Source organism: Aeromonas sp. R5-1, from assembly GCF_040908265.1.
Classification (GTDB): Bacteria; Pseudomonadota; Gammaproteobacteria; order Enterobacterales; family Aeromonadaceae; genus Aeromonas; species Aeromonas caviae.
Window position 1 is genome coordinate 1 of sequence record NZ_JBFODJ010000052.1, and the last position, 7,446, is coordinate 7,446.

At 61.0% G+C, this 7,446-nt stretch carries 5 protein-coding genes and 7 tRNA genes; 3 read left to right on the forward strand and 9 right to left on the reverse strand.

Annotated features, from left to right (window positions below):
• From AB5Y64_RS08115 to gltX, 7 genes are all read right to left on the reverse strand, one after another.
• The coding region (locus AB5Y64_RS08115; protein ID WP_368203618.1) for an IS1595 family transposase at nucleotides 1–782 on the reverse strand (782 nt) is incomplete at its 3' end.
• Nucleotides 783–900: 118 nt separating this feature from the next.
• A tRNA-Ala gene (locus AB5Y64_RS08120) sits at nucleotides 901–976 on the reverse strand.
• A gap of 34 nt (nucleotides 977–1,010) precedes the next feature.
• Nucleotides 1,011–1,086, reverse strand: a tRNA-Ala gene (locus AB5Y64_RS08125).
• Between the two features lie 48 nt (nucleotides 1,087–1,134).
• A tRNA-Ala gene (locus AB5Y64_RS08130) sits at nucleotides 1,135–1,210 on the reverse strand.
• 63 nt (nucleotides 1,211–1,273) lie between these two features.
• A tRNA-Ala gene (locus AB5Y64_RS08135) sits at nucleotides 1,274–1,349 on the reverse strand.
• 28 nt (nucleotides 1,350–1,377) lie between these two features.
• Nucleotides 1,378–1,453: transfer RNA gene (locus tag AB5Y64_RS08140), tRNA-Ala, on the reverse strand.
• Between the two features lie 367 nt (nucleotides 1,454–1,820).
• A complete protein-coding gene (gltX, locus tag AB5Y64_RS08145; RefSeq protein WP_114523158.1) occupies nucleotides 1,821–3,236 on the reverse strand; it encodes a glutamate--tRNA ligase in 1,416 nt (471 codons plus the stop codon).
• A 263-nt stretch (nucleotides 3,237–3,499) separates the two neighbouring features.
• Here gltX and AB5Y64_RS08150 point away from each other — a divergent pair, with 263 nt between their 5' ends.
• The 3 genes from AB5Y64_RS08150 (at nucleotide 3,500) to AB5Y64_RS08160 (ending at nucleotide 6,864) form a co-directional block, all read left to right on the forward strand.
• Complete coding sequence (locus AB5Y64_RS08150) at nucleotides 3,500–5,602, forward strand: methyl-accepting chemotaxis protein (RefSeq protein ID WP_270671754.1); 2,103 nt, start codon at nucleotides 3,500–3,502, stop codon at nucleotides 5,600–5,602.
• A 99-nt stretch (nucleotides 5,603–5,701) separates the two neighbouring features.
• Nucleotides 5,702–6,361, forward strand: coding sequence for a LysM-like peptidoglycan-binding domain-containing protein (locus AB5Y64_RS08155; protein WP_010675484.1), 660 nt, complete (start codon nucleotides 5,702–5,704; stop codon nucleotides 6,359–6,361).
• A 293-nt stretch (nucleotides 6,362–6,654) separates the two neighbouring features.
• Nucleotides 6,655–6,864 carry a cold-shock protein gene (locus AB5Y64_RS08160; RefSeq protein WP_005297820.1) on the forward strand — a complete coding sequence of 70 codons (210 nt, stop codon included), beginning with the start codon at nucleotides 6,655–6,657 and terminating at the stop codon, nucleotides 6,862–6,864.
• Nucleotides 6,865–7,269: 405 nt separating this feature from the next.
• Here the strand turns inward: AB5Y64_RS08160 and AB5Y64_RS08165 are convergent.
• Together AB5Y64_RS08165 and AB5Y64_RS08170 are read right to left on the reverse strand one after the other, a co-directional pair.
• Nucleotides 7,270–7,345: transfer RNA gene (locus AB5Y64_RS08165), tRNA-Gly, on the reverse strand.
• Nucleotides 7,346–7,369: 24 nt separating this feature from the next.
• Nucleotides 7,370–7,445, reverse strand: a tRNA-Gly gene (locus AB5Y64_RS08170).
• Between the last annotated feature and the right edge of the window lies 1 nt (nucleotide 7,446).

The following is a 7,446-nucleotide window of genomic DNA, read 5'->3' on the forward strand; positions in this document are numbered from 1 at the left end:
ACATGCTGGATGTGGTATGCCCCAATGACTCGCTCACCTCGACGGTTGTACACCACCTGATGTGTTATGCCCCGCGCTTGGCTGAAACTGGCATACACCCCTGCACCATCACTGCAGAGCACTGCATCGGGCGCGATGAGTGGCTGCAACACCGCTTTCACCGTCTGCGCATCCAGCCTTTCCAGCTGAAAGTCGGCTTGATGGCCCGCCCTGTCCTGCACCACCATCACCGGGATGTAATCCCGCCCGGTCCCCCGGGTACGCCCTTTCCCGCCACGATGTCTTGCCGGACGAGGCAACCCTCGCTGCCCCTTGAACGATTCGAGGAAGAAGGTTTCATCCACTTCCACAATGCCTTCTTCCCGTGTTGCCTGGTGGTTTGCCATCGCCTTCAGGAAGCGGTGACGCCACAAGAAGGCGGTGTTCTTGCAAACACCGCAGCGGACGGCGGCCTGGCGGACAGTGAGCCCGTCGATGAGAGCCTGGGCGTAGTCCTCCCAATGCTCAGCCTTACGTAATCTGGCCAAAGGCGTCTTGGTGAGGAGGGAGCTGGTTCGCCGACACTGCTTACAACGGTAACGACGCAGCCCACGGCTCCAGCCCCAGGGGGCCAGCTGGGTGGCATCCGCCTGGCAGTGGGGACAGCCGCAGCATGTGGGTAACTGGGCATGGAGGGACGTAATCGGGTGTGGAGCGGCGAGCTCATGCTGAGCGACACGGCGCTGACGCAGAGTAAGTAATGGAAAGAGGGACAACAGGTGTTGGAAGGCTGGCGTATCCATGATGAAGGTCCTCGTGGTGATGACCTACTTCCAGATTAGCCTTCCAACACATAATTGGGACAGCGCCAAACAAAAAGGCCACCGCGATGCGGTGGCCTTGGTGCTTTCTTGCGAAAGATGGTGGAGCTACGCGGGATCGAACCGCGGACCTCTTGCATGCCATGCAAGCGCTCTCCCAGCTGAGCTATAACCCCGATGTGTGTGAGTGACGCTGAATCACTCTGAATTTGGTGGAGCTACGCGGGATCGAACCGCGGACCTCTTGCATGCCATGCAAGCGCTCTCCCAGCTGAGCTATAACCCCAAATTCGGTACTGAATGAATGGTTCTGGCGGCCATTCATCCTCAATAATGGTGGAGCTACGCGGGATCGAACCGCGGACCTCTTGCATGCCATGCAAGCGCTCTCCCAGCTGAGCTATAACCCCACAAAGGTCGGCCTGGGTGATACACACCGCACTGCCCTGGGTACTTCATATCAATCGGGAACCTGGTGGAGCTACGCGGGATCGAACCGCGGACCTCTTGCATGCCATGCAAGCGCTCTCCCAGCTGAGCTATAACCCCTTGGATTCCAGATTGTTCGAGGAGAATTTGGTGGAGCTACGCGGGATCGAACCGCGGACCTCTTGCATGCCATGCAAGCGCTCTCCCAGCTGAGCTATAACCCCAACTCACCTCGGCGCTACCAAAGTTATCTCTGGCAACGGAGGCGCATGATAGGCATCACCCGCTTTGCTGTCAACCCAAAATTCTCGCCCACTGGAGCGTTTAGTCAAAATTCAGGCAGTTAGCTGTTTTTACCGCCAACCTCGTCGCTATGTCGCTGTTTTACGTCGCAAATCCGCTTGAGGCCAAAATACGAAGGGCCCCCGTCAGGGAGCCCTTTTCATGCCATGGCCGATGTTTATTCAGCGGCCATGCGCGCGTCGATATACGTCAGGGCGCGGTCGATACGGGCGAGGACCCGCTCCTTGCCCACCAGCGCCATCACGGCGTCGGCGATGCCAGGGGACTGGCCCGTACCGGCGCTCTGAATTACTCGGCGGCCATGCGCGCTTCGATATACGCCAAAGCGCGATCGATACGGGCGAGGACCCGCTCCTTGCCCACCAGCGCCATCACGGCGTCGATGGCAGGAGACTGGCCCAGACCGGTGACGGCCACACGCAGCGGCATGCCGACTTTGCCCATGCCCTGACCCAGCTCGGCGGCGGTCGCTTCAATCAGCTCGTGCAGCGCCTCGGTGGTCCAGGTCTCCAGGGCCGCCAGCTTGGTCTTGGCCAGCGCCAGCGGCTCGGCAGCCACACCGCGCAGGTGCTTCTTGGCAGCGGCTTCGTCAATGGCTTCGTACTCTTCGAACAGGTAGCGGCTCTGGGCAGCCACCTCCACCAGGGTGTTGCAGCGCTCGGCCAGCAGGGTGACCACGTCGGCCAGCGCCGGGCCATTGCTGGTGTCGATCTGCTGGTGTTCCATGTGCCAGGCCAGGTGCTTGGCCACATAGGCCGGATCCAGGCTGCGCATGTAGTGGTTGTTCAGCCACAAGAGCTTGTCGGTGTTGAAGGCGGAGGCGGACTTGGAGATGGCATCCAGGCTGAACAGCTTGATCATCTCGTCGAGGGTGAAGATCTCCTGATCCCCGTGGGACCAGCCCAGACGCACCAGATAGTTCAGCAGCGCTTCCGGCAGGTAACCGTCGTCGCGGTACTGCATGACGGAGACGGCGCCGTGGCGCTTGGAGAGCTTGGCGCCGTCGTCACCCAGGATCATGGAGACGTGGGCAAACTCCGGCACCGGCGCGTTCAGGGCCTTGTATATGTTGATCTGGCGCGGGGTGTTGTTGATGTGGTCTTCCCCACGCACCACGTGGGTGATCTCCATGTCCCAGTCATCGACCACCACGCAGAAGTTGTAGGTCGGCGCGCCGTCGGTACGGCGGATGATCAGATCGTCCAGCTCGGTGTTGGCGAACTCGATGCGGCCACGGACGTGGTCATCGAACACCACGGAGCCTTCGGTCGGGTTGCGGAAGCGAATGACGTGCGGTGCATCGGCCGGATGATCGTGGGCGCCATCCCGGCACTTGCCGTCATAGCGGGGCTTCTCGCCGTTGGCCATCTGGCCTTCGCGCAGCGCTTCCAGCCGCTCCTTGGAGCAGTAGCACTTGTAGGCGCGGCCGTCAGCCAGCATCTCGTCGATCAGTGCGTTGTAGCGATCGAAGCGCTTGGTCTGGTAGTAGGGGCCCTCATCCCAGTTCAGCTCCAGCCATTCCATGCCCTCAATGATGGCGTCGATGGCCTCCTGAGTGGAACGTTCCAGATCGGTATCCTCGATACGCAGCACAAACTCACCGCCCTGGTTCTTTGCAAACAACCAGGAATAGAGTGCGGTACGGGCACCGCCGACATGCAAAAAGCCGGTCGGGCTGGGAGCAAAACGGGTTTTGACTTTCATCTTTAAGCCTTGTGTAGAGGGCCTTGGGCCAATTCGTTAAAAAAACCGTCGCATTTTAGCACCGACAATGACGGATGGGAAAACCATGGCGAGGCAGAGGGGAAAATAGGGTCTATTCCCGCAAAAACCGCTGTTTTAGAGTGATGTCTCAGAATTTTCCCTTTTTTCCCGCTTAGCTAGGCGAGGTCGCTGGAGAGATCTCCCGCACAGCCGATACTTCAGTCACCCCGTCAACGAACCCTCAACGATACAAGGAACGCGCGATGCAGTTTCGTTCTATCCAGAATCGTATCCTGGTACTGGCCGGTGTCGCCATGACCACGGCCCTGGTCATCCTGATCCTGCTCAACCAGTATTCAGGCCGGCAGACCCAGCAGCTCACCATCGACTCCAGTCGCGCCGCCCTGCAACAGGAGGCGTGGCAGAAGGTGAGTGCCAACGCCCGTGCCGAGGCCGCCACCATCACCCAGCTGCTGCAAAAGGGGCTCTCCTACACCCAGCAGATGGCCAGCGTCTTCGCCCGCCAGCAGGAGGGCAAGCTGCCGCTGGATCGCCAGCAAGCCACCGACCTGCTCAAGGCCCAGCTTGCCCTGGAGCCTCAGCTCTATGGCGCCTTCGCGGGCTTCGAGCCCAACGGCTTCGACGGCCAGGACGAAAGCTTCGCGGGACAGGCAGCCCTTGGCAGTGACGACAAGGGGCGCTTCGTTCCCTATTTCTATCGCGACAAGGATCAGATCGGCAGCGATCTGCTGCTCTCCATCGAGAAGAGCGATCCGGACGAGTTCGGCAACCCGGCCAACGACTACTACGCCTGCCCGAAACGGGAGGGGCGCCCCTGCCTCATCGACCCCTTCAAGGTGGACATCAACGGCCAGCAGGTGCTGGTGAGCACCATCACCACCCCCATCCTTGTGGATGGCCGGTTCAAGGGCATCGCCGCGCTGGATTTGGCGGTGGACTCCATCAGCCGTCAGGCCCAGTCTCTCAATAGCAACATCTATGACGGCAAGGGGGAGACCCTGATCGTCAGCGCCGCCGGCGTCATCACCGGTACCAGCGGCGACGCCAGCCTGCTCGGCAGCCGCGCCGACAAGGTGCTCGGCAACGGCTGGCAGCAGTACCTCAAACCGGACGTGCAGCGCCAGGAGCTCGACGATGCGTTTCGCATCTCGGTGCCCATCGCGGTGCCCGGCATGGCCCGCAACTGGGCCATCATCGTCACCCTGCCCTACAAGGTGGTGCTGGCGGGAGCGGACGAGCTGGCACGCCAGCTCACCGACATGAACCGCGCCGCCATGACCCAGCAGCTCATCGGTGCCCTCATCGTACTGGCGCTGGCCCTTGGCACCATGCTGGTCATTGCCCGCAGCATCACGGGCCCCATCCGCCAGATGGTCAGCCTGGTGGATGACATCGCCGACGGCGACGGAGATCTCACCAAGCGTCTGGAGAGCCGCTCCCGGGACGAGCTAGGGGCCCTGGCCCGGGGCATCAATCGCTTCATCGACAAGCTGCAGGCCCTGCTCGGGGATGTGCAGAAGACCGCGAGCGAGGTCCATCGCCACGCCGGGGATACCGATCGCATCGCCGGCCAGACCGACAGCAACCTGCAGCATCACCAGGCGGAAATGGAGCAGATGCTGACCGCGGTACAGGAGATGTCCTATGTCAGCCAGGAGGTGGCCACCCACGCCAACAACACCGCCGACTCCGCCAAGCAGGCCCAGAGCGCGGCGGACGAGGGCAAGGTACGCTTCCAGCGGGTGATCCACTCCATGCACAAGGTGGCCGCCGAGGCGGGCAAGGGCGCCGAGGTGGTGGAAGGGCTGGCGCACGACAGCGAGCAGATCACCAGCATCCTCACCGTCATCCAGGGGATCGCCGATCAGACCAACCTGCTGGCGCTCAACGCCGCCATCGAGGCGGCCCGGGCCGGCGAGCAGGGGCGCGGTTTTGCGGTGGTGGCCGACGAGGTGCGCAAGCTGGCGGGCAACACCCAGCAGGCGGTGCAGAATACCCAGGAGCTGATCGACAAGATCCGCCACAGCTCCACCAACGCGGTCAATGCCATCCAGCAGAGCCAGCAGCTGACCCATCAGGCGGTGGGGGAAGCGGATCAGGCGGAGGCGGCCCTCGGCAGCATCTTCCAGGCCATCGCCACCATCAACGACATGACCTACCAAATCGCCTCCGCCGCCGAGGAGCAGAGCTCGGTTTCCGAGACTGTCTCCGGCAATCTGTCAAAAACCAGCGCACTGGCCAACGACATCGCCAGGGACGCCACCAGCACGGCCAACGCCAGTCAGGCCTTGCGTCAGGCGGCGGAACGTTTGCAGCAATTGTTGGGTCAGTTTCGTCTCAGCTGATAATTTTCATGCTCCGGACTCTCCCCCTCGGGGACGAGTCCGTTTACCATAGGCGGCATATTTGCCTGATGGCAGGCAATGTAGTGAGAGGTAAATGCCGTGCCCACCCCGGACCGTCGCCCACGTGGCCATAACAGACGAGCCCAGCAGCGTCGCCAAGACGAATCACAAGGAACCCTGCTCCAACGTATCAACGCGGCTACCCTGCCCCTGCGCCAGCGTCTCGGCCAGGGCATGAGTGGCCTGGGTCAGCGCAACAAGGAGCCGAAGGCGGCCTCGTTCAAGCTGGCAAGCCCCCTGCCCCGCAAACACACCATAGGGTTGCTGGTGCTGATCCCGCTCTGGCTGCTGGTGCTGGCCTGGGAGCCCGCCCCCGCCGCCCCGACCACGGCGCCATCAGGCTCTCTGGCTGTGCCCCTGGCCGTGCCGGCCCAGGCCCTGACCGTCGGCAACGCCGGTGAGCCCCAGGCCGCCAAGCCCGTCGAGGAGAAAGTGGATGGCACCTGGTTGCAGCACGACGTGCAGGCCGGTGAAACCCTCTACTCCATCTTCCGCAAGTTCGAGCTACCGGGGGCCGAGCTCAGCCGGCTCATCGCCATCGAAGGGCCGGACAGGCCGCTGACCCGGCTGCAGTCGGGCAAGTCGGTGTTCATCCTGGTGGACACCAGCCGCCGCATCCAGCGGGTCGAGGTCCGCTCTCTCGGTCAGGTCAGCTACCGCTACGACCGCCAGGGGGAAGGGTTCGCCCTCAAGGAATAAGGGGGCTCGACCACCCCCTTATGCAGACGGGAGGCCATGGCCTCCCGTTTTTTTTGATGTGAAGCATGAAACAAGCTGCTGACTTCACAATACTTTTAGCTCGCTCAAAAAATGAAAAGTGCCAAATTGACAAGGGATCGGGCTCCAGTACAATCGGTCAGGCTTTAGACAGGGATTGTGCTACATGCTACTGGGACAAAGAGACGTGGTCAGTCATGCTTCAACCCCTGACTTCCAGGCAAATGCTGCCCAACCAGGCTTAGTTTCATTTTGTTATAGATAGGACTTACCACATGTCTGACATTCGCACCGGCCAAGTAAAATGGTTCAACGAAACCAAGGGTTTTGGCTTCATCGAGCAATCCCAGGGACCGGACGTTTTCGTTCACTTCTCCTCCATCCAGAGCGCAGGTTTCAAGACCCTGGCTGAAGGTCAAAAAGTCCAGTTCACTGTGACCCAGGGCAAAAAAGGCCCTCAGGCCGAGAACGTCACCGTTATCTGAGCCAGCGCCAGTGAACCCGTAGGAGGAGCCATCGCCCCTCCTATTTTTTTGCCCGCGATTTCCCCTCCCCGATCGGCAGAGCTCTTGCCGGGCTTGCCATCCCCACCTGCAAGCCGTTTATGGCCGCCACAGCCGCTATAAATCAAAATGATGAGTTTTGGGTAAATGCCCCGGTTTTAACTTATAGCGAGCCACTGTCTGTCATTCAGGCCCTGCCAAGCCTGTTAGCCGACCGCAAAGGGTTGTGCCCGATCTCCGGGAGGCTATTAGCAAGCAATACATCTTGGTCTTATGACTTGGGATGTGCGGGGAAGAGAGAAATCAGGCAAACGCCGGATACGACAAATCATCGCGGCGCGATGTGATGGGCAATTCAAAGGGATTATGAGGACGTCGAAGAGAGATTGGAGCGGGAAACGAGACTCGAACTCGCGACCCCGACCTTGGCAAGGTCGTGCTCTACCAACTGAGCTATTCCCGCAACAGGATGTCATCTGCAAGTGATTGGAGCGGGAAACGAGACTCGAACTCGCGACCCCGACCTTGGCAAGGTCGTGCTCTACCAACTGAGCTATTCCCGCA